The following is a 22109-nucleotide window of genomic DNA, read 5'->3' on the forward strand; positions in this document are numbered from 1 at the left end:
GGAGTTCTAACCACCACTATATTACAGGTTTGAAAGTGTTTCAATAATAACTTATTTTTAGACTTAATATCCGATAAAGTCACCATTAGAAGCACTAAGAAGGAAGAGGAACACAAATGAACACATCAGAATACGGCCCATTAGGCGAGCGGATTCGATCACGGCGGAAACAGCTTGGCATGACACAAGAAGAACTCGCCGAACAAAGTAATCTGTCCGTGAACTACATTTCAAAGATCGAACGAACGCAGGACCAAAATATCAGCTTTGACGTTCTAGCTAAGATTGCTCACTCACTAAACATCACCATTGCGGAATTCATTGGGAAACCACCAATTACCCCATCCAATGCGGATATCGAAACCGTTCAGGAACGTAAGCTATTAACTCGGCTTCGACAAATGGATCGCGAGTCTCGTGACAAGGCAATTGATGCCATTCTTCAGCTACTCGACCTCCAGACGCCTTCCAAAAACAATCGCGGGAGCCGTGCGGGTAGACCCTTGGGACATGACAAAGGCAAGAAAGACAACGCTCGTAAATAATCACGTCGCCAGATTTCAATTAAAAATGCATAACAGTATAAAAAAGCCAGCCCTTACAGGCTGGCCTTTAACATACTTCTATTCACTTTAATTACCTGGAGCATTATTCAAGGACCAATGAACCGTGGTCATGTAGGAGCCCTGAACGGCACCCGCATTTGCTTTTAGCAAGATCCCATTATCACTGTTCCAATCACCAGTCACGTTGACCTGGTCATTGTCAGAATCCGTCGTATGCGTATCGATTATAGCGGAGCCTTGTGTCAGACTTTGTTCGCCATTGGCGCCTTCATAGATTAAATCACCATCTAAGTTTCCACGAAGCCGACTAATAATCGGATCAGCTGTTGCGGTTAATGCCCATTTGCTCCCAGTACCCCGAGTATCACTAACCTGCACGCCCCAACTACTGTCGGCAGCGTAGGTCATCGCAGAACCTGTCAGGTCCTTTGGATGGTCCACGTTAAATGTGGCTTTAGGGTTAGCTAACAAGTCCAAAGACCCATCCTTGAGCGTAATCGTATAGCCAACATCATTCGCTGAGTTAACTCCATTATTATCAGTGGCATACATCACAAATTGATTTCCATTAGCCAACCCAGAGATGATACTGTTAGCAGGAATCGTGTAAGTGAATTCACCCGCTGGATCGTCGTTGCTCAGCGTGGTTGTTGGTAAGCTAATGCCATTCATTTGCGGGTGTAACGTGATGTTATTGTTGGTTGCTGGCGTTCCCGTCAGATAACTAATCTTACCGGTGATCTTGACGTCCTTGGCTTCGGTCAACGTCTGGCTTCCAGTCAGGCCATCAGCCGCAATGTTATCTCCCGTGAGCGCCATCGTCATGGCACCATCGACTTTGTTAATAACGAAACCACTCAGAGAAGCACTCGTCAAGGCATTGGAGCCATCAAACGAACTATCCGTTTGCTTAACCGTCGTCTGATCGTTGTCCCCAGCTACTGCTACCCCTGCCAAAGTGATATCCACGGAAGCATTAGGATCCGTGTCACCATCTTTCTCAGTATTCAGATTTTCAAGTGACTTGCTTAAAGTTTGTCCGGTCGTATTACTCGTATCTAAGCCACTAATGGTGTCAGTATCTCCATTAGCGTACTTAACCTTGGCACTCTTGAAAGCGATATTAGAAGGCAAGTTCAGCTTGGCGACGATGTCCTTCCAAGATTCACGACCACTCGTATACTTCAAGTTGTAATTCAGCGACATCCGGTCACCGCTATTTACGGTATCCGTAGCCTCATCAATAATTTTGTCCGACTGTGAGGTATCGGTCAGAGTTGCCGCTGCCTTGGCATTAACCAGTCCAGGAACCTGGTCAAAGACGACCATGTTCGGTTCCCAGTTACTCCCAGTTGACCCCGTGAACCCCCAACGAACCTTTCCGTCCGAGCCCACCTTTAAGTCAGCTAGATTGATATGGATTGGATCACTCGTATACGTCTTATAACTCCCAGTTGAGGCCGTTTCCTCACCGCTAACTGGTGGTCGATCGTTATAAACATAGGTCATCTCATCCTTTGAACTATCCCACTTTAGTGTCATGTGGCGCCAAGTCCCACCGTTTAAGAACGTAAAACTTGAATCCCGCAAAACGCCTTCATGACTCAAGGTCAGATACGAATAATTGTAATTATACGTCGTATAGGTCGGTATTGGGAAAAAGCCACCGGTTGTGCCTGTCTGAACCCGTTCTGAATCAGTCGCACCAACAACTTTATTGTAACTTCCAGATTTTCCTGGGAAACTTGACGCAATATGATTCCCGGTTTCTGTCTGATCAAATGCCGAAACGTTTCCAGCCTTCAATACTGCTAGTGCGTCGGTATTATTGTTCAATTTGTTATTCTTGTTAAGGTAGGTATCAAATTCCAAAGCCCAACTATCTTGAATAGCCAGCTTGGCTACTGCATTAGTATCCAAATCATTGTCATTAGTAGCTGTATTGTTCTTGAGATTGGTTCGAGAATCAGATCCCCAAACTCCTAACGTCTGGCCAGCATTCGGCGTTCCGTCAGCTTTTTTAGCGATGGCATTGACACCGGCAGGATCATTCTGCATAACAAAAGCCATTCCATCACCACCAGAAGTCCCCCGGCCGTCACCGAAGTACATCCACATTGAGGCTGTTTCATCTTCATTCAAATTCATCCGAGCGTCATCACTCGTCCAAATTGCCCCAACCTGGTTTTGTTTAGTGGTCAGCACAACGGCTTGGTTCTTACCAAAATCGGTATCTCCAACCTTCGCAATATTGCCTGGGATGTTCCCAGTACTGAAATAGTTATCAATCGTGATTCCCTTAGGCGCAGTTTGTAAAATCTGGTCGGTCGTCATTGCGGCTTGTGCCGTCAATGTCTGGCCACCGATCACTGCCCCAGCAGTTAAAGTCAAAATCCCTAGTAAAATTGCTTTAATCTTCACGTTTATCTCTCCCTCAACCATCAAAAAAATGGTCAACTACTAGTCATCGTTGAGTTGTTTTTTAATGTTAGTTCGCTTCATTTGTAACTTTTATGCATACAGTCAAGCTAAGTTGTACTGTTAATTAACTGAATAATCTCCGTAAAACAAAATATTCAGATAGTGCAACCGGTTGAAACTGCATTACTGACAACATTGGGCATCAATTGATAGAACGTGAACACCCGTTGACTACTTTTGCTATTAATTAATGTAATTATAGGCTGTTCAGCCCCAAAACTCAACCTTTATGTTTGATCCGCCGGGAAAGTTGAACGTTTTACTTGAGTCAAAAATGCATAATTTGACGACTATCCACTTTGGCGATTCTGTCCAAACACTAGTAACTCAATTAATCTCACAATGAAATCGATCCCATCCAATTGGAACCTAATTTCAAAATGTATAATTTTATATTTTATGCATTTTTATTAACTTTGAAACTTATTTCCAATTGTTTTACAACCCGCCAAACTGACAGAAATACTGACAATTAGTTTCATTTGTAAGTAAGTCATCAGTTGAAGTGTCCTTTAGGTAATCCCCGTTTTATAACGCTTGCTGATAAAAAAGACGTCGATCATCACGATCGACGTCTCTTTTATCTAAACTAGCTTACTTCTTGTCTTCATCATCTTTACGACGGTTTTTCCACAGCAAGTAGATAATAATCGCAACCAGAATCAGAATGAGTAGACCACCAGCAACGAACCACCAGAAGTAACTCTTCTTTTGGGGCGCATTGTACTTATTTTGAAGTTGACCGATTCGTTTCTGCGTCAGCTTAAAGTTCTTCACGAAGTGCCAGTGATAGCCACCCTTGGCATACGCATCCAGCGTTAAGGTATAAGTCCCAGCCTTCATCTGCGTGTCACCAAATGGAATCGCATAGTCGAAGTTACTGTTTGGCGCCATGGCCAGGTTGGACTTTTCATTACTCAGGACGGCCTTGGTGCTCCCTTCCTTGGTAACCTTAGTCCGCACCCGAAGCTGGTTCATCAGACCTGGACGTGGGTTTTGGAGGTTAGCTTCCACTTGATTGTACTTGTTGAATTGCCCGACCTTGACCGTGTTCATTAACATGTCCGGTGCCACGTCGACACTGTCCTCACGCAAACGAACGCCAATCACATAAGCAAAGGCATTCTTAATGCTAACACCCTTCTTCGAATTAGAATTATCGTTCGCGGTCAACTGCTTAACGTTGATCCCACCTAGAATCATCCCGTTAATCTTTTTAGCAGGCATCTTGTAGGTAACGTAAACAGTCTTCTTACCCTTAGCAGGTACAGAAACCTTCTGGGTCTTGTCCCCGAAGATATCCTTGATCCCAACCTTTAACGTACTATCCCTTTTAGGATTCTGTTGGCTGTAATCCACAACCCCGTTAGGATTGGTAATCGCCTGATTGACACCAATCTGGTATTCTTTGGTTTTCTTCCCCGTGTTACTGATGACAACCCCTAATTTTTGCTTCTGGTTGGGCTTTACCCGTAAGGCAAAGTAAGTGACCTTCTTGTCGTCTTGATTCTTAGGCAAGATCGCACTCACCGTATATCCCACACTTTCAGCATGAGCAACTTGTGATAAGCCACCAGCTGTGAGGAACAAGGTCCCAACTGCTACTAATAACCGTAACCACTTTTTCATGATTATTTCGGCCTCCATATTCAATTGTTAATAGGTTCATTGTAACAAAGAAAGCGGTGGCTGTCGCCACCGCTTTCTTTAAGATTCGTTTTATGGCGTATCGGTTAACTGCCAAGTGAGCTCACCAGCGTACGGTTGCTGTTTCGTCACTTGGGCCGCGTTAACAAACAAACGCGTTAATAATTTTGGGTGATAGTTCAGTCGCATGATCCAGGTGCCAAGACCCGTATCCTTCTTCGCCCGCGCAACCAGTGCCGGAATACCTAATGGCAACTCTTGGTCACCACCGACCGTCACACTTGGTTTACCACTCACTGTGTCGGCGTAGCGCGGGGTGAACTTCGATTGCCCGAGAGTAACCGAAGCCGCAGAAATGACCGATTGGTCCTTTTGACCAGTCAAAGTACTTGGTGTGACGTAAAGCTTCCACCCATGTCCATTGTACCGTCGATCACTAATCTGAACGAATGCCTTGGTATTAACTGCTGTTGCGGTAATGAGCTGTCCGTTTAAACCAGCGTCCTGCCTGAACTTGATGTTCGAGACATAATCCAAGGTTAGCGGACCAGTGGACCCAGTCCCCGGATTGTCAGGATCCTCTGGATCACCGGTGAAGTTACCACCGGGGTTATCCGGATCAACAGGTTTAACACTGGTGTCAGTATCCCCAGGTGTCAGACTGGTTGACGCCGTTGTCTTGGACGGATCAGCTGCTAATGCAACTTCCTGTGGCGACGCCAATGCGAGGCTTGGACCAAGCACTAAGGCAGCCACGACTGAAGCAAACGTCTTAGCCACCACACAGCCCTCCTTTGCTTAAAAGCAACGGGTCATCGACGACTTAGGCTGGCGTGTTAGTCAACGTCCAAGTTAACTTTGAAGTGTACGTGTCAGCCTTGTTACCAGCAGCAACCTTGAAGGAGGCGTCCTTAGCAGCATAGTTAGCCATCCAAGTTCCGACACCTTGACCAGTTGCAGCCTTGAAGACCAATTGGTTCGTTTGACCTGCAGAAGCGAAAGTCAAAGCGCTACCGGCATCAACGGTACCCTTGTTAGTACTGTCCAGAGGCGTAACGGCTGGTGCACCGAAAGTCATTTCACTGGCGTTTAACGGCGTTTTTTCATCACTACCCACGAAAGCACTAGAAGCAACTTGAACGTTCCAACCAGAAGCAGTCCCTGGGTCATTAACCGTAACAGTACCTGCCGCAGCGTCCTTGTTTACTGAGTTAGCGTTCGTGGTAAAAATACCATCAGTAAATGTTTGCGTATTCCCATCGAGCTTACCACTGAAAGAAACATCAGGAGCGGAAAGTAATTGGATACCACCGGCACCGGTCGATGGGTCACCAGGAGTCAAGTTAACCTGAGCGACAGTATCGTGTGAATCAGTAGCCGGCGTTGTATCGGCGTTAGCCGTAACAGCTGTGAAACCAAATCCAGCAACGATAGCAGCAGTAGCAAGTAATTGTAAAGTCTTCTTAGTCATAATAAATTTCTCCCTCAACTTTAGTTATTTTGTTTTTTCATCCTAGTTTTGATAAAGCCTATCCAAACCAACAACATTAAGATAATTCCCGCCATCACGCCTAAACCAAGGGTTGTCTCAGAAGTCTGAGGCAAAAGCCCGGTAAGGCCATGGTTGGTTGAAACTGGTTGACTTGAGCCGTCTGCAGTCTGAGTAACGGTCGCCCCGGCACCGCCGGAGTTGTTATGGGAAAGACCTGGTGTTGTAATCAAGTCCCCCTCCCCACCAGAACTCGGCGGGGTTAACGTTACTGAATAATTCGACTGTTGAACGTCACCGGTCTGGGTTGATGCCCGAGCAGCTGTTGGGAAAACCCAACCGATGATGAGTAGGCTCAGTACCAGCAATCTCATTTTTCGGAATTGCGTCACTGTCCATCCACACATCCTGTTCTCGCAAACCTAAAGCCAATCACAACAGAACACCTACCTGAAGCTTGTTCAAATAAAAAGTTCATATCAGCTGATTACAGGTAGTATCTTAGCATGATTTTTCTGTTCTGTCCACAATTAACAATGTGTGGTGAAGAATGTTCACTTGGAAACCGTTACATAATCTGTACTTCTGTTTATAGTGTAGACGGATAAGACATAAAAATCCCGTCATGTCAGCATTTGTAGGTTGTCATTGTGAACATAACACTTTCTATATTTAGGAACCAATCATGAGTAAGTTCTCATGAATCCGCTATCACGACAATCGTTTACACCGTGATTTCTTACACAAACCCATCATGCGGTGAAACAGATCCGGCACTCAAACCCTTGTGAAACCTACGTTTCCCATCAGAACAGAGATAAACAGTTTTACTGAACTTTCACAATCTCACTTTTCGAAAAAAAAAAGCACTTTTTACAATTTTTTTGTAAAAAGTGCTTGGAACGACTTAATTTTTATTATTGAACCCACTATGGAAGCCCTTTTGAACCGAAACTGGTGCATCCTTGTACGCCATCTGCTTCACGTATTTACCACGAATCATTAACCGGTTTGCGCCCGTAGCATCGCAGGTGATCAACGTGACCAACTTCTGCTGCGTCTGATCGACCACCTGAACATCGGTAGCTGGAATGAACTTCCGAACACTAACCTTATAGACGAAGACCTTCTTGGCATTTGTCAGGTAGATGGTCTGACCAACCCGCGTTTTCCAGTAAAGTGGACTAAAGAGGATCGTCTGTGAGGTCATGTGGTGTCCCGCTAACGGATAATTTCCCTCACCCATCTTCTGATCGGCCCGCATCGTCCCGGCAGTCAGCGCCAAGACCTCATTGCTGACCCCCTTAGCGATTGGCAAGTGAATCTTAGACTGGGGCATCAGAATCTCCCCAACCACATGAATGTTGGCGGTGTTCCAACGGGCATTAGCGACTGTCGAGAAGTCCAAAGACTTCACCTTACTGAAATCGTAAGAGGCCTTCTTACCCTCATTCTTCTTTACCGACTTCTTAGTAATCTGCGGTTGATAGGAAGAAATCAACCAGTTTTTAATCTGTTCGTTAAAGATTAAGCCGAGTGAAATGATAATTAAGATGATAAAGAGCGTCGTCCAGAACCAGCGCCAGCGATGCTTCTTCGGTTGCTGTTGCTTTTTCTCTGCCATAGTGATTACTCCATTCCCCAAAATCGTAGTCTTCGTTATCGAATTCTACCCCAAATGCTGACAAAAACAAAGTAAAACAGACTTCACAAAAAGGGATGGTGCCTTTCGCCATCCTCAATCACTGCTTATTCGTCATCATCATTACTATAGAAGGTGTCTGACAGCGTGGCGTGCCCGTCTCCGTCAATCTCCACGCTAAGCGAATCATCATACTTAACATCGGTAATGGTGACATCCACACTGGTTTCGTCATCGTAATCATCTGAAACTTTGGCGTAACCAAAGTACTGATTACCGCTCTTGCTTTCAATGGTGACACTTGTACATTTTGCATCTAAGTTAAACTGGTCTTGAATGACATCCGTGACCGTATCCACGGCATCCTTTGACAATGTCCGTTCCGTTTCTTGAATGCTTGATTCCTTCGCGGCCTTGCTACTGCTGACCCGTGATACGGAGGCCGCCTCTGCACGCTGCTTAGCTTCCTGTTGCTTCTGAAACACCACTGACATCGTAATGACAATCACGACTGCCAATCCCACGACAGCACCAATAATCACCAGCCACTTATGTTGGTTCGACTGTGGCGCCTGAGGAGCTGGCGCTTGAGTTGGTGCCGGACGAGAGGTCTCAGCATCTACAGATGGGGTTACTGCTTTATCTGCTTGTTTCTCGAAATGATACCCACAGTTTCGACAAAAACTAGCATTTGCTGGGGCCGGCGTCCCACAATTAGGACAAAATTTTTCTGCCATCTTTCTTTACCACCTTATGTACGGGATGTCGCAACGTGCGAACATCTCGGCTTTCTCATATTTAACGAGGTTATCATCACAAGCTCTCAACCGCTAACGTTACTAAAAAGGAGCTGATCACTAGTTTTAGAGCGTCCTTAGACGATTAAGCACTGACTTTGTGAATACTTTAACGGCTCATTAATTATGATAGCTGATTATTTCACCTTTGACAACCTGCACCTAGGAACAGTAGTTGCCAGACGACGGTCACGCTACACCAGGTTTTCAATAGAAAAGGAGCCGCCACTAGCCAGTAGGATTTATCCAACTAACTAGCAGTGACTCCCATAAAAATTCATTTCTTAATCGACACTTTCAAGGTTAAAAGTCGCGTTTCCGCCAACCAAACAGGCCAGCAAGCAAGCTTAACAGCACTACCCCTAGTACCATGAATCCGTGTGCAGACTGTTCATTGGTCTGCGGTAATTTGGTACGCTGTGCTTGCTTTGGCGCCGTCGCCAAGTTCTGAACTTGAGCACCCTGACCACCAGCAACCACGTCTGGTGTCTTGGTAGGTTCTTGGTTATTGGTACCTGGCGTTACCGGTTTGCTAGGCTTCTTAACAGGGTTCACCTGAGCACCATTGCCGCCAGTTGTTGGCTTATCTGGGGTGGTTGGTGGTGTCACTGTGCCGCCACCATTATCACCGTTGCCGCCAGTTGTCGCATTAGGAGCATAGGTCACAACAACTGCCAAGTCCGTGCTTTCAGGTGTTACTGACTGTGCCGTCGTCTGCGTCAGATCATTGGCCGCATCCGTCGTTGCCGTAACGTGCATCCCCGAAACAACTGGGTCGGCGACAGCGTCAAAGGCAACTGGATCACCATCTTGATAACTAACCCAACTGGCATCAGTTGGTTGTCCCGTAGTGCTCAGCTCTGGATCAGCTGTTGTGTCCGCTTTCCAGTAGACCACCGCCGTATTGGTAACTTGATCGGTCACCGTTGCAAAGGAAATCGTCTTAGAAACGGGAGCCGCCACAGACTGTTGTTGCACATTCTGATAGCTAATCTGCTCGTGAACCACCTTAGTATCCGTCTTGAAGGCGTGGGCTAAGGTAATTGTATAGTTAAGACTGGCTGTAGGATCATCGGTAAATGTAATGGCACTAGTGCCATCAGCATTCTTCGTGGTGTCACTAACCAAGGTATAGCCCTTGGCAAGCGCGGGATCAATCACTGAAGCCGAATTGAAGGTACTCGTGGTGCCCAAAGCACCCTTTAACTCTGGATTAGACTGATCGTCTAAGACCTGAATGGTCTTACCAGTCGTGGCATCCTTCACCGTGACAGTGGCGTGTGCGGCTTTCTTATAGACCATCAGTAAGGTTTGCTTAGGTCCGCCGAATGGCACATCCGTGTCCTGACTAATATCTGTCCAGGTTTTACCGTCTAAACTAGTCTTGGCGCCAGTGTAAACATAATCGGGTAAGTCCCTCTGGTAACTGCTCAACGTCAATTGTTTATCTGACGTTCCATTATAACTTTCAGTCATTGGCGTCCCATCGGCATTAGTTAACTGCGTCAAGGTTCCATCGGCATTCTGAACCCCATAAATGACTGAGAGATTCCAAGGCATAACATCCTTGTAGAACAGAATCGTCCAGTTCTTTGCATCTTTCGTCAAAGTTGTCGTAAAACTTGGTTGTCGGTTTGCCTTGCCGTTCCCAGCTAGATAGTCAGAATAAAGTCCAGTACCATCTAAAATCAAATTAGAGAAAGTATACCCTTTGGCAATCTGCTGATTAAAGAAGCTAATCACAGTCGGGTTGGCGCCAACATTAAGTTCAGAACCAACCTCACCAGAAAGCAATGTGGCTGGTGCCAACGTGAGCTGCTGCCCATCAGCCTGGAGAAGTTGAATATTCACATTCAAGCTACTAACATTCTCTGCAAGATCATAGGGTTGAATAATATATCCCGCGAAGGAACTGTTAGGATCGGACCAAATCGTCGATAAGCTCCCATAATTGGTGTTAGTGCTATCTTTCTGAAGGTTATACCAGGACAACGTATTGTCGTTGACATTGCCAGTATCCGCACTTGATGGATACAAGGATGGATACACCGCCTTGTCAGGATTATCGAATCCTTTAATTGGCAAGTTGTTCGACGTCAAGTCCTTAATGATAAATGATGGTGTCGTGTACGTCGGCAGCCCCTCCGCCGTGGCAGTTTCACCTGTACCTAGCTGCGAGCTAATCGTAATTGGGGCTAACAACACATGTTGATAAGCAAGTCCCACGTTCTTAATATTGACATTCTTATCCGTGGCTAACGGTGAAATATCTGTGATTTGATTATAAGGCAGGTCAACAGAGGTCAGTGTATCCTTATTCCCGAGAGCTGAGATATCATTAATTGAGAATGCCATCAAAGTCACTTTTTGTAATTTTGTAAGCCCACTCAGCGCACGAATATCCCAGAGGTTTCCGTTTTTAACCGCCGTTCCAAAATAGGCTTGGTTCAGCAAGACATCCGGAGATAAGTCCAACACTTGAAGATTCGTTGCATTCTGCATGCCTTCCAACGTATACATGGCCATCATCGCCTGATAGTAAACAGTCGGTGTTTTATGATCATAGTTTTGTGACATTAAACTTTCGTTCGCCGTAATGTTCGTGACGGTAGCTAACTCTGCCTTGGTAAAGTTAGCCCGAAAATCAGCAATTGTCGCGTAGGTCTTCGAGAAATTACTCAGCCACACAAAGTTTTGTAAGGCATTATCTGGCATCCACTCGTCAATATACAGAGGGTGAGTCCCATCAGTAAACTTAAGTGGTGAATTGACGTCCATCCCTTTAGCATCCTGGGCAATGTTATTCGCATAGGTTTCTCCCAACCAATAACCGTAACCAGTTGGTGCCTGATAGGTTGCACTGTAACCATCCTTGACCCGGAGATCCGAGTTAAGCCCATTGGCTTCGGAGTGGTCATATGTATATTGTAGGTGATCAGTCTTGCTGACATTAAAAGCTGGCTGCCCCTTGACTGGATCAGTCAGTGTCGTCGGATCTTGCACAACTATCCCTGTCTGCACGTTAGTTTTAGGGGTTTCCTGGACCTGCTCAGTTGTCGCACCCAAGCTCTCATCTTCAGGTTTTGGCTGAACATCCCTAGCACTTTTTTCAACCTTATCTTGATCAGTAGGGGCTGGCTTCAACGGATCGGCCCCCTCATTCTCGGATACTGAAGTATCTACCGGTGCTGACGGTTGCTTCGTGGTTGACTTGGCCGCGGGAGACTTCAAAGGAACCTCTGATTGTTCATCCGCTGGCTGATTTTTGTCAACAGCTCCGGCTACCGGTACGTCATCGGCCGCCTTGGCAGTCTGAATTGCCTGCGGTCCAGCAATCACCCCAACTGCCAGACTTGCCACAGTAACACCCGCAACTAGCCAGCCTTTATGTGACTTGTACATCTTATAGTGTGTTTTACGCTCAAAGTTTTTCATCATTGATCCCTCTCCTCAAACAATGACCAAATAACAACCTAACAGCGGACAGATACCTGTCATTCTCTTTAAAAATGTCCTCTTACTGTCCAGTATAGCCAAATTGTGAGAAACAATCAACGACCTAAATCTTTGTGGGGAATAAAGATTTCAATAGGCGAGTACAAAGGCTGTCATATCACCAATCTACTCCATTTATTTTACTATTGTATTTTGATATTTATCGTCGTGAAAGCCCTTCATAAGTACCTAATTGTGTACAATCTAAACGACTTTTATCATCTTTTGAGACGACCTAAACGCTCTAAGAATGCGGAGCTAGGCCACTTGACGTCGTCTCACGGAACGTGGTGCCATTATCGCAAGTGCACCAATCACCTAAAAAACGGCACAAAAAAACCGGTGACTGTAAAGCCACCGGCGACAAATCATATTTTTTATAATTAGTCGTTTGATAAACCATACTTCTTGTTGAAACGGTCCACGGCACCATCGGCCTGGGTAAACTTTTGCTTACCAGTGTAGAATGGGTGTGAATCTGAAGAAATTTCGACACGGATTAATGGGTAAGTGTTACCATCTTCCCATTCAACCGTTTCGTCAGAAGTTGCAGTCGAACCAGACAAGAACTTGAAACCAGTACTTGAGTCTTGGAAGACAACTTCATGGTAATCTGGATGAATTCCTTGCTTCATAATGTATTTCGCTCCTTTGCCCTGGTCCATTGACTGAACCAGAGATTGATTTAATCGTCAACCGTTGAATTATACCATGAATTTCGATACTCATCAATGACTAATCTTGGCCGTTTTCCACCAAACTGGCGTCGCCAACAATTTCGACATCCGCATTTAATGCGGTGAGCTTCCCGGCAATCCGGTCATAGCCCCGTAAGATGTTATCGGCATGGGTAATCACGGTGTCCCCGTCGGCCATCAAACCGGCGATGACTAACGCGGCGCCGGCCCGAATTTCGCCAGCCTGAACCTCGCTACCCACCAGTTCCGTCGAAGGATCAACCACAATGGTGTCATCCTCTGAACGAATGCTGGCGCCCATCTTCCGCAATTCGGAGATGTGCTTGATGCGTTTGGGATAGATCGTATCGATCACCACGCTACTCCCAGAAGCCCGGAACAACAGCGGCGTTAAGGGCTGCTGCAGATCCGTAGCGAAGCCTGGGAACGGCATGGTTTTAATTTTAATTGGTTTTAAATTATCGGTATGTGGCACGTAGATGCTATCTTCATTAATCTCTAACGGCACACCCATCTCGATCATCTTGGCGGTAAAGGCCTCCAAGTGTTCTGGAATCACGTTCTTAATCGTAATCCCATCCCCAACGGCCGCAGCCATTGACAGATAAGTGCCGGCTTCAATTCGATCAGGGATAATCGTGTGGGTATTCATGGCCCGCAACGTTGGCACCCCTTCGATCCGGATGACGTCGGTACCAGCGCCCCGGACATGTGCCCCCATGTTGTTCAGGAAGGTGGCAATGTCGATGATTTCTGGTTCCTTAGCAGCATTTTCAATCACCGTGGTCCCAACAGCCTTCACAGCTGCCAAGATGGAGTTGATCGTAGCCCCAACGGAAACCATGTCGAGGAAGATCGTAGCCCCGTGCAACCCGGTTGGTCCGGTGGTAATCCGCACAGTGCCGTCCTCTTCTTCCACATTGGCACCTAAGGCTTCGAAGGCCTTGATGTGCTGGTCAATCGGCCGTGGGCCAATGTTGTCACCACCAGGAAAACTCAGCGTGGCCCGTTGGAACCGCCCCAACAAGGACCCCATAAAATAATAAGATGCGCGCAAGCTCTTGATAGCCTTGCTTGGTAGTGGTGCTTCGACAATTTCGGTTGGGTCGATAGTCAGCACGCCATCCTCGAAGGTGGAGTGCACGTTCATTGATTTCAAAATTAACATTAAGTTGTGAACATCCAGAATATCCGGCACCATATCAAAACGAACCGGTGTATCAGCGAGAATTGCTGCCGGAATTAAAGCTACGGTACTATTTTTAGCGCCGCCGATCGTTACTTCTCCGGAGAGACGTCGGCCGCCATGAATTATCATTTTTTTCATTTTGAAGCGATCCTCACTTATTCTAACTTCCATTATAATTCCATACAGTCAGATACCATGATAAATAAATCAGCGGTAAAAGACAACTGTTTCACGGTATTTCGGGCAAAATGTAATATTTGACCCCCTTATAAGGGGGTCGTACGCAGATTATCCAGGTTACGCGCCAAAATAGTGTCGATAATAATCTGCGTCATTTCATGGGGAGATTCAGCCATGCCGCCCTTCACCCAAGCCTTCAACACACTCTGAATACCGGCACCAATATAGGCACCCTGATAAGCCGTAATTTCTGGTGGTCGGGGGCCACTCTGGTCCATCAGCTCTCGCATCCGATCCAAAATTTTGGTCTTCCCTTCCACAAAGACTAGGTTGCTGAGCTTCCTGTCCCGGTAGAAGGCCGTCAATAGGTGCTCTAGAGCCTCGCTAGGAGTCGACTCATGAAATGGCTGTAGCGACGCCACAAAGGCCTTCTCGATGCTAGCCACGCAGTCGTAAACATCCGTGTAGTAGCGATAAAAGGTCGTGCGATTCACATCCGCCAGTTCACAGACTGCCGTGACGGAAATGGCCGTAATCGGCTGATTCTCCAACAACGACAGGACTGTCTCCTGAATGACGCGCTGGGTATACTGCGCACGTCGATTATTCTTAACGCCAACCATCCTTCACACTCCTAACCTATTGAACTAATTAGCCGTCTCCGGCTAGTACTTCATAGCCTTACAACTTCGGATACCTAAATCATGACGCCTCATCACCTGCTAATTTTCAATAGTTGGTGATGGTTCGGGACGGAGTCCTGTGCTGTAACCCCGGAAAAACACCGGGCTAACACCACCGACACAGGATTCTGCCCTAACCATCCACGGCTAACTTATCGGAACGTCTTCCCCGACAACACGTCTATTTTAAAACATGCATAACCACCCCAGCCACAGACAAATAGGGGTGGAACCCCGTGTCGGTGGTGTTAGGTTGGCGAATTTTCCAACCTTACAGCACGGGACGCTCTGAAGACCACGGTCTCCGGGCTTCAAAGCGGGTTCGAAGACCGCTCTTTGGCTTCGAACGGGCCCCACAGGGTGGAATCCCCTGTTTGTCTGTGGCGGAAACTGCGGATCTAAGTTTTCAGGTGAGATTACGTGCCGTTGGGCGGCTGGTCTGGTAAAGTAATAGCCGACAGTTAGCCGGACACCCGCCATGTTTGCAACACTCTGTTGACATGTGTTGCATTCACAACAGTTCTGTTGATATTGGCGGTTGCCAATCGGTAGTACAATTTTTATGATATAAGACACAGTGTTGCAGTAATGACAATTTTACCAGAAAAAGCCCTGCAACACCAACACTAGTCAAATAATGAAAGGATTATTTCGAATGCTGGAACTCAAACATATTAAAAAATATTACTACGTGGGGGATTCCGTCACCAAGGCTCTTGATGACGTCTCCGTCGCCTTCCGTTCCCAAGAGTTCGTCGCCATTCTCGGACCTAGTGGTTCCGGGAAAACCACCATGCTGAACGGCATCGGTGGCTTGGACATCTACGACTCCGGTGATCTTGCCATCGAAGGGAAATCCACCAAGGACTTCTCCGCTTCCGACTGGGACGCCTACCGCAACAACTCCGTCGGGTTCATCTTCCAAAGCTACAACATCATCGGTCACCTCAGTATCCTCGATAACGTGGAAATGGGGATGACGCTGAGTGGTGTGCCCAGCGCCGAGAAGAAGGAAAAGGCCCGCAAGGCTCTCGACCGAGTCGGCCTGACGCCGCACATTAACAAGAAGCCCAACCAACTTTCCGGGGGCCAACTGCAACGGGTCGCTATCGCACGAGCCATTGCCAACGAACCCGAAATTCTTCTGTGTGACGAACCCACCGGGGCGCTCGATACCGAGACCAGTGAAGAAATCATGCAGCTGATCAAGGAACTTTCCGCAGAACGCCTGGTCATCATGGTCACCCATAACCCTGACCTGGCCCACCAGTACGCGGACCGGATCATCAAGTTTGCCGACGGGAAGATTCAACACGACTCGAACCCTTACGACGATCATGCCGATGCCGAACAATTCAAATTAAAGAAGACCAAGATTACCTTCTGGACGGCCTTGAAGCTATCCTTTAACAACATCCGAACCAAGAAGGGCCGGACCGCGTTAACGGCCTTTGCCTCCAGTATTGGGATCATCGGTATCGCCGTGGTCCTAGCGTTATCCAATGGTTTCCAAACGCAAATCAACAAGACTCAGGCTAACACGCTGGCTCAGTTTCCCGTGACCATTTCACAGACGGCCACAAGTACCACGGGGGCTCAGAACAGCAATGACAAGGTCAAGTCATCTAACGCTAAGCAAGTCACGGCCAAGGTCAGTGACCAAGACAAGGCCACTCATACGAACAAGCTTAACAAGGATTACTTAAACTATGTTAAAAAACTCGATCCCAAATTAAGTAAGAACGTCACCTACACCTACTCCACCGGGATGAACCTCCTGCGGCAAGTCGATGGCAAGACCAAGACGGTCTCCTTCTCTAACGCCGACAGTAGCAATAACTCCGGTGCCATGCAGGCCGCGATGTCTGCCTCGACTGGGGTCGGCGGTTCCGTTTACCCAAGTGCTAATGACGGCGGTCTAAACTTCCTGAAGAAGCACTACAAGCTCGTTTCCGGGAGCTATCCTAAGAAAGCCACCGATGTCATCCTGATCGTCGATCGCGATGGCTCGACTAACATCAATGCCCTGAAGAACTTAGGGTATTCAGTGAAGGCCAACCAAAAGTTTAGCTACAACAAAATTGTTGGCACATCGATTAAGATCGTCAACAACAATGATTATTACCAGAGCCTCCCTACTGGGAATTACGTGCCAAACAAGGCCACGAACTCCCTGTACAACAACAGCCATAACACCACGCTGAAGGTTGCCGGGATCGTAAAGGTTAAATCCAAGTCTTCTGAAAATGTGCTGGCTTCAGGGATTGCTTACAGCGACAAGCTCACCCAAGACATTATCCAGAAGAACAAGGATTCCAAGATTGTGAAGGCTCAGAAGAAGGCCAGTGACAACGTGATGACCGGCCAAAGTGTCGACAGCACCACGAAGAAGTCCCTGGTCAGCTACCTCGGTGGGTCCACCACCCCCGCTAGCATCTTAATCTACCCGAATACCTTCAAGAACAAGGACAAGGTCCTCTCTTACCTCGACAAGTACAACAAGGGTAAGTCTAAGGCAGATAAGGTCATCTACACCGATATGGCCGGTACCGTGTCTGACCTGACCGGTGGCCTGATGGACGCGATCACCTACGTCCTCGTTGCCTTTGCCGGTATCTCATTGGTAACCAGTATGATTATGATTGCCATCATCACCTACACGTCCGTTCTCGAACGGACCAAGGAAATCGGGATTCTCAAGGCCTTGGGGGCTCGAAAGAAAGATATCACCCGCGTCTTTGATGCCGAAACGTTCATTCTCGGGGTTGGTTCCGGGGTCTTAGGGGTCGTCATTGCCTGGCTCCTGACGTTCCCAATCAACGTCGTGCTGAAGAATATTACCGACCTGAGCAATGTCGCCCACCTCAATCCAGTCCATGGGATCGTCCTGATTATCATCAGTACGGTTCTGACCATGTTGGGTGGTCACATCCCAGCACGGATGGCTGCGAAGAAGGACGCCGCTACGGCTTTACGTTCTGAATAAGCATTTTTAAATAACCACATTGGTCCACTAACTTTCGAGTTGGCGGGCCTTTTATTTTGGGGATCGGCAACTGTGGTGGTACTGGACGCCTTACCGGCCGACAGATAGGGGCTGGAACGGTGCGAACACAACTTGAAGCCTCGAAACCCACGAGTCTCCAAGCTTGGTTTTCTCCTAAGCCAGTGAGAAGTTCACTCACTGACTAAGGAGAACGACGCGCCTGAGCCCCTATCTGTCGGCCTCACGGCTTAGGTGGAGGCGCCAAGGCAACTCTTGTCGACACCATTGAAATTAGTAAGAAACAGTGTCGTTAACTTGTCCAATCAAAACACTTTTCCTTTTTCGACTGACGATGCATCCAAAAAAACAGATGCTGAGATGTTCGAATCAACCGGACAACTGTATTTTGAACGTCACTACAAGGTGAATATAGAAAGGCCAACTTCGTTATGGTCAAGTACTAACCTAGCCGGAGGAGGCCAGGGATGGAGCCGGCCGTGGCGGTGGCGTTAGACCGAGTGCCCTTCTCGGCCTTACACCACGGGCGACTTTGAAGACCCGCGCCTCTGGCGGGGCTTCAAATCGAGCGAGAAGCCCGGGTTTCAGGCTGAAGCGTCCCCACAGCAGGCGGAATCCCTGGCAGCCGCAGGCGGCCAAATTTAGTCCACTGTAAATAAAAACTCGCAGTCCAAAACGGATTGCGAGTTTTGAATTCTAAAATGTTTAACCCTCGGCCTGATGCAGATCGCCCATGATGTCATCTTGTGAGAAATCATGTTGCTGGTAATCGGTATCATCGACGGGTAAGTGTTGTTCCAGCGTATCGAAGATCTGAACCTGAACCTCTCCGGTCACGCGACCGCAACCCAGGAGGTGGCCCCCAAAGGTATGGTCGTCATCTAAGAAGTGGTCGTGATAACCTCCGACCGCAACACCGTCAAAAATCTGCGGAGAGTAGTAGCCCAACAAGGTTCCCTTCACAGTGTCACGCGTAAAAATACTCTGGTTCTCAGCCGTCTCCGCCAAGGACTTGAATGGCCGACTGGACTTGGCTACCGCACGGGTCTTCACATCCGTAAAGGTCCCGGTCACCATGATTGAGAAGAACGTATTCGCACCGTGAGTCAAGGCCAGGACTTGGTCATGAACCTCTTCACGGGTAGCATTTTCCACCGTGAGTAATGGCCGATAGTCGGCGAAGTGGCTGTTGGCAAATGGCAACGTAAAGTCGTCACCAACGACAGTCACTTTCCCGTCGCTGTTAACCTGGTAAGGCTTGCCGTCTAAGATAATCAGCTCACCGTCCAGGCCCTCCCCCGTCCCAATTCCGGTATCGCCGTGGGCCAATAAGGTCCGCATGGGCAAAGTTCCCGTCAGTAATCCTGGCACTAATAAGGCCAGCGTTCCGTGTTGATATAAGGTTGTTGTATTCATCGTCATGACTTCCTTTTAGCTTAAAACATCTTCAAGTAACAAGGACTTTAATTGTAAATTGTCACGGTAGTCCACTGGGATTTCCACCACGACTGGGCCGTTGGCGGCCGTCGTAAAGGCTTCACTCAGGGTACTTGCCAGATCGGCGGCGTGATCCACCCGCAGACCGGTGGCGCCGAAGCTTTCGGCATACTTGACGTAATCCACAGGGCCAAAGGTAACCGCGGCGTCGTGCCCGTATTTCGCAATTTCCTGGAACCGGACCATGTCATAGTAGCCGTCGGTCCAAATGATCTGGACGATCGGTAAGTTCAACCGCACGGCCGTTTCGAGTTCTTGACTGGAGAACAGGAAGCCACCATCACCGGCAACCGAAACGATCGGTTGGCCAGGTCGTTCGAGCGCGGCCGCAATCGCCCATGGAAAGGCGACGCCCAACGTTTGCATCCCGTTACTGAATAGCAGGTGCCGAGGTTGGTAACTCCGGAAGTAACGCGCCATCCAAATGTAGAAACTCCCGACGTCTACCGTCACGGTTGTCTCGTCATTCACTTGCGCCTGTAAGGCTTGGATGATGGCTAATGGATGAATTCCATGGTCATCATCTGGCGTTGGGGCTTCCGCCTGGGCAGCTAGTTTGTCCCCTAAATCCGTCAATTCTGCCTGAACCTCACTGGATAAGGCCCAGTCGCTTGGCAAAGCTTGGCCCAACGCATGCAGGGTCTTGGCAATGTCGGCGTGAATGACTAACTCTGGTTGATAATCGGTAGTAATTTCAGGGGCCACGCTGTCGAGACTGACCACTTCGCCCGTCCGATCGGCATTCCAGATCCGCGCTTCATATTCCACGGGATCATAGCCCACCGTGATCACCAGGTCACTTTCCTTTAGGAGGTTGTCCCCGATTTGGTTTCTGAAGAGACCCACACGGCCAAAGTAGTTGCGAACCAGGTCACGAGAAACGACACCGGCCCCTTGGAACGTTTCAACAACTGGAATCTCCGCGTGACCTAACAACTCGCGAATCGCGGTCGTCACGTCACTGGCTGAGGCCCGCATACCGGCTAAAATCACCGGTAACTTGGCGTGCGTCATCTTGTCGACCAGCGCACTGATCGTTGCGGAATCGGCCACCCCTTGGTCAATCGTTGGCACGGCCTTGATTTCCGGCCGGTCAACCTCACCGTTTAACACATTTTGTGGTAAGGAGATGAACGTTGCCCCCGCCTTAGGCGCCCGTGCCGTTTGATAGGCGTTGGCAAAGGCTTCGGAGAGGCTATTCGCGTTCTGAACTTCGATGCTGGACTTAGTGGCCGAACTCAGGAGTTCCTTACTAGGAATACTCTGGTGAGTCAGGCGGCCAATGTCATCTTGGGGAACCTGTCCCCCCAAGGCAACGACGGGATCGCCTTCCGCGGTTGCCGTAATCAAACTGGTGGTCAAGTTGGAAACCCCAGGACCCGAGGTGGTCGCCACCACGCCAGGTTCTCCGGTAATCCGACCAATCCCGGACGCAATCAACGCGGCATTCTGTTCATGCCGGGTCACAATGACCTTTGGTGCTCGTGGGTCCTTGCTGTACTCCAGGCCTTCGAAAAGTTGGTCAACCTTCGCGCCCGGAATACCGAACACGTACTTGATCCCCTGATTAATCATGCTTTGAATTAACGCTTGTGCGCCAGTCTTGGTTTTTGTCATCGGTGGGTCCCCCGTTTTCATTTTTTAGTTTAATTGTGTTGACAAGTCAACTTAGAATCATCATAATAGCCTTAAGTTGTTTTGTCAACATAGAACCTTTTTCACAACAGAAAGGAGTGCGCCATGATCGATTTAGGTTATCTGGCTCAAGATATTTCTATCCTACACCGTAAATACTACAAGGACACCAGCCCGATATTTAAGGACTTGGGGCTGAATCCAACGGCCGCCTGCGTCCTACTGACAGTTCACGAGCACCCGGCCATCAATCAAAGTCAAGTCGCCAAGACCCTAGTCATTGACAAAGGCCTCACCACCCGTGAGGTCAACAAGATTCAAGCCCTCGGCTACCTAACCAAGACTGCCGGGAGTGGCAAGACGCAGCTCCTCAGTCTCACCCCGGCCGGCCAAGACATTGTGGCCCAGGTTCAAGATATTCGTCGTAGCTGGTGGCAAGCCCGCTTCGACCAAACGGGCATCGATGCCAATAGCCCGTTGATTCCCGCGATCCAAGCCGCGGTAACCAACATCATCGATGATCCCAACGTTCCAGCAAAATAGAAGATTAACGCCTGTCGCCATTCCTGTTTGGGAGTGCTGACAGGCGTTTTAATTTGTCGGGACATTAGTAGGCTAAACAATTCGCTACTAGGCAACTTTAGTAGGACTGTTCGCCTTACCGGCCGGCAGTTCGGGGCTGGAACGGTGCGAACACAACTTGAAGCCTCGAAGGACACGAGTCTTCAAGCTTGGTTTTCTCCTAAGCCAGTGAGAAGAACGCTCACTGACTAAGGAGAACGACGCGCCTGAGCCCCGAACTGCCGGCCTCACGGCTTTGATAGTAACATGATGGCAACAATGGTCGATACCAAGACAGTTAAATCAGATTGAATCTCCCCTCAGCATATTCAAATGCTAACGACATCAACCCACAACTCAACACTAATTAACTGATCTGGCTGGTCACACAGCAATATAAAACGGGTAAGCACCACTTGGCCTCAACCAGGTGATACTTACCCGTTCAGTATTTCAATTCAGTTATCTTTAGTTATGGTAAAACACAGTCCTAGCCGGAGGAGGCCAGGGATGGAGCCGGCCGTGGTGGTGATGTTAGACCGAGT

16 protein-coding genes are annotated in these 22109 nt (G+C 48.1%); 3 read left to right on the forward strand and 13 right to left on the reverse strand.

Features of this window, described 5'->3' with window-relative positions:
* Window positions 1-116: 116 nt before the first annotated feature.
* Window positions 117-545, forward strand: coding sequence for a helix-turn-helix domain-containing protein (locus IV54_RS07980; RefSeq protein WP_057878843.1), 429 nt, complete (start codon window positions 117-119; stop codon window positions 543-545).
* Between the two features lie 87 nt (window positions 546-632).
* Here the strand turns inward: IV54_RS07980 and IV54_RS07985 are convergent, their stop codons facing one another.
* From IV54_RS07985 to IV54_RS08035, 11 genes are all read right to left on the reverse strand, one after another.
* On the reverse strand, window positions 633-2987 hold the full coding sequence (locus tag IV54_RS07985) for an L-type lectin family protein (protein WP_057878844.1): 2355 nt from the start codon (window positions 2985-2987) through the stop codon (window positions 633-635).
* Window positions 2988-3641: 654 nt separating this feature from the next.
* Window positions 3642-4676 (reverse strand): WxLIP family cell surface protein, encoded by a 1035-nt coding sequence (locus IV54_RS07990; protein WP_237756695.1) that lies wholly within the window; start codon window positions 4674-4676, stop codon window positions 3642-3644.
* Between the two features lie 90 nt (window positions 4677-4766).
* Window positions 4767-5474, reverse strand: coding sequence for a WxL domain-containing protein (locus IV54_RS07995; protein ID WP_057878845.1), 708 nt, complete (start codon window positions 5472-5474; stop codon window positions 4767-4769).
* A 43-nt stretch (window positions 5475-5517) separates the two neighbouring features.
* Window positions 5518-6165 carry a WxL domain-containing protein gene (locus IV54_RS08000; RefSeq protein ID WP_057878846.1) on the reverse strand — a complete coding sequence of 216 codons (648 nt, stop codon included), beginning with the start codon at window positions 6163-6165 and terminating at the stop codon, window positions 5518-5520.
* A gap of 20 nt (window positions 6166-6185) precedes the next feature.
* Window positions 6186-6416, reverse strand: coding sequence for an LPXTG cell wall anchor domain-containing protein (locus IV54_RS11870; protein ID WP_162259323.1), 231 nt, complete (start codon window positions 6414-6416; stop codon window positions 6186-6188).
* A gap of 674 nt (window positions 6417-7090) precedes the next feature.
* Window positions 7091-7807: a class A sortase gene (locus tag IV54_RS08010; RefSeq protein ID WP_057878848.1), complete on the reverse strand. Its 717-nt coding sequence runs from the start codon at window positions 7805-7807 to the stop codon at window positions 7091-7093.
* A gap of 125 nt (window positions 7808-7932) precedes the next feature.
* Window positions 7933-8562 carry a zinc-ribbon domain-containing protein gene (locus IV54_RS08015; protein ID WP_057878849.1) on the reverse strand — a complete coding sequence of 210 codons (630 nt, stop codon included), beginning with the start codon at window positions 8560-8562 and terminating at the stop codon, window positions 7933-7935.
* Between the two features lie 363 nt (window positions 8563-8925).
* Complete coding sequence (locus IV54_RS11970) at window positions 8926-12060, reverse strand: mucin-binding protein (RefSeq protein WP_057878850.1); 3135 nt, start codon at window positions 12058-12060, stop codon at window positions 8926-8928.
* A gap of 440 nt (window positions 12061-12500) precedes the next feature.
* A complete protein-coding gene (locus IV54_RS08025; RefSeq protein ID WP_057878851.1) occupies window positions 12501-12752 on the reverse strand; it encodes a type B 50S ribosomal protein L31 in 252 nt (83 codons plus the stop codon).
* A gap of 100 nt (window positions 12753-12852) precedes the next feature.
* Window positions 12853-14142: a UDP-N-acetylglucosamine 1-carboxyvinyltransferase gene (locus IV54_RS08030; protein WP_057878852.1), complete on the reverse strand. Its 1290-nt coding sequence runs from the start codon at window positions 14140-14142 to the stop codon at window positions 12853-12855.
* A gap of 128 nt (window positions 14143-14270) precedes the next feature.
* Window positions 14271-14807 (reverse strand): TetR/AcrR family transcriptional regulator, encoded by a 537-nt coding sequence (locus tag IV54_RS08035; RefSeq protein WP_057878853.1) that lies wholly within the window; start codon window positions 14805-14807, stop codon window positions 14271-14273.
* Window positions 14808-15522: 715 nt separating this feature from the next.
* Between IV54_RS08035 and IV54_RS08045 the strand changes: the two genes are divergently transcribed.
* Window positions 15523-17853 (forward strand): ABC transporter ATP-binding protein/permease, encoded by a 2331-nt coding sequence (locus IV54_RS08045; RefSeq protein ID WP_057878855.1) that lies wholly within the window; start codon window positions 15523-15525, stop codon window positions 17851-17853.
* A 723-nt stretch (window positions 17854-18576) separates the two neighbouring features.
* On the opposite strand, the gene budA is transcribed toward IV54_RS08045, so the two are convergent.
* Entirely contained in the window at window positions 18577-19287 is a 711-nt protein-coding gene (gene budA, locus IV54_RS08050) for an acetolactate decarboxylase (RefSeq protein WP_420806176.1), read from the reverse strand.
* Window positions 19288-19302: 15 nt separating this feature from the next.
* Entirely contained in the window at window positions 19303-20985 is a 1683-nt protein-coding gene (gene alsS / locus IV54_RS08055; RefSeq protein WP_083488558.1) for an acetolactate synthase AlsS, read from the reverse strand.
* A 123-nt stretch (window positions 20986-21108) separates the two neighbouring features.
* On the opposite strand from alsS, the gene IV54_RS08060 reads away from it, so the two are divergent.
* On the forward strand, window positions 21109-21546 hold the full coding sequence (locus IV54_RS08060; protein ID WP_057878858.1) for a MarR family winged helix-turn-helix transcriptional regulator: 438 nt from the start codon (window positions 21109-21111) through the stop codon (window positions 21544-21546).
* The last annotated feature ends 563 nt before the right edge of the window (window positions 21547-22109 follow it).

It is taken from the genome of Levilactobacillus paucivorans (assembly GCF_001437125.1).
Classification (GTDB): domain Bacteria; phylum Bacillota; class Bacilli; order Lactobacillales; family Lactobacillaceae; genus Levilactobacillus; species Levilactobacillus paucivorans.